This window comes from Proteiniphilum sp. UBA5463, from assembly GCF_002427225.1.
GTDB classification, from domain to species: Bacteria; Bacteroidota; Bacteroidia; order Bacteroidales; family Dysgonomonadaceae; genus Proteiniphilum; species Proteiniphilum propionicum.
In genome coordinates this window covers 3,510-4,440 of the sequence record NZ_DIQL01000034.1, presented here as the reverse complement: position 1 = coordinate 4,440, position 931 = coordinate 3,510, and the positions used below count along the sequence as shown (strand labels likewise).

Genomic DNA, 931 nt, shown 5'->3' with positions numbered 1-931 from the left:
TTTCCTTTTCCTTCATCGCCCCACTGAAGGCCTAAAATTACATCAACTTTCATATTATTCTTTAGATTATAAGACTCAAAACTTATAGACAATAGACTTTACTTTAGATTATTTTTTGAACGAGAGAATCATTATTTGTAATTTCACAAGTTTATCGACACTCTCATGCATCAATTCAGTATCAATATATTCCAGATTTCGAGCAATAATAATTGCCGCTTCAAGCTCATAAGAAAAGCCAATCGCCATTTCCAAAAACTCGAAAAATCTTTGGTCCTGTACTTCGAAGAACCTTCTGCAATATTTAAGGGAATTGATAAGACAGGACATTGTGTAACGAAATCCATTGCTTTCTGCCGTATAATTAACTTCCTGAAATTATGCGCAATTCTTATTCTAAATATCTTTTAGTCTACAAGTCTGAATATCTTTATTATTTAGTTTCTTTATTCAGTTTTCTCAAAGCTATTTTCTTGGCGTGACTGCACTTACTGCAAATCCCGTAAATATACATACTGTAGTAACTTACGGTAAATTTTTTAATTTTTCGCTGCTGTGCCGCAGTAAACAGGTTGCCGTTTTTGGATTCCCAAACTTCACCACAGCTGGTGCAGATAATGTGATCGTGATTTTCGTTGCCGTAAGCACGTTCGTACTTCGAAATATTTCCTCCGAACTGATGTTTCACCACCAGTCCACAATCGAGCAGCAATTCAATGGTATTATAGAGTGTGGCACGGCTGACACGAAAATTCACATCTACCATGGATTTATATAACGAATCCATGTCGAAATGTCCTTTTGTGTTGTAAATATGATCGAGTATGGCAAATCTCTCCGGAGTTTTACGGTGCTTACGATCAGACAGATACTGCATGAACTCATCTTTCACCTGTTTTCTCAATTTCTGGCTGCTATCCATAGTACAAAA

At 36.1% G+C, this 931-nt stretch carries 1 protein-coding gene; it reads right to left on the bottom strand.

The window, feature by feature from the left end; all coding sequences use genetic code 11:
- Positions 1 to 433: 433 nt before the first annotated feature.
- Complete coding sequence (locus tag B3B27_RS05490) at positions 434 to 922, bottom strand: Fur family transcriptional regulator (RefSeq protein ID WP_414703313.1); 489 nt, start codon at positions 920 to 922, stop codon at positions 434 to 436.
- Positions 923 to 931 lie beyond the last annotated feature (9 nt).

Excerpts from the sequence above, each read along its gene's own strand:
- B3B27_RS05490 (WP_414703313.1), bottom strand. The coding sequence starts at position 922 with ATGGATAGCAGCCAGAAATTGAGAAAACAGGTGAAAGATGAGTTCATG.